The organism is Peribacillus sp. SIMBA_075, assembly GCF_046534585.1.
In genome coordinates this window covers 1-321 of record NZ_JAWRYN010000306.1, presented here as the reverse complement: position 1 = coordinate 321, position 321 = coordinate 1, and the positions used below count along the sequence as shown (strand labels likewise).

At 55.5% G+C, this 321-nt stretch carries 1 pseudogene; it reads right to left on the bottom strand.

From position 1 onward, the window contains the following. Positions 1-321, bottom strand: a pseudogene (locus SB775_RS28345) (IS1 family transposase); the annotation flags it as partial.

Below are 321 nucleotides of genomic sequence, written 5' to 3'. Positions count from 1 at the left end.
ACGTCAAAGGGTGACATCAGGCTCATAAGACGCCCCAGCGTCGCCATAGTGCGTTCACCGAATACGTGCGCAACAACCGTCTTCCGGAGCCTGTCATACGCGTAAAACAGCCAGCGCTGGCGCGATTTAGCCCCGACATAGCCCCACTGTTCGTCCATTTCCGCGCAGACGATGACGTCACTGCCCGGCTGTATGCGCGAGGTTACCGACTGCGGCCTGAGTTTTTTAAGTGACGTAAAATCGTGTTGAGGCCAACGCCCATAATGCTGGCAGTTGCCCGGCATCCAACGCCATTCATGGCCATATCAATGATTTTCTGGT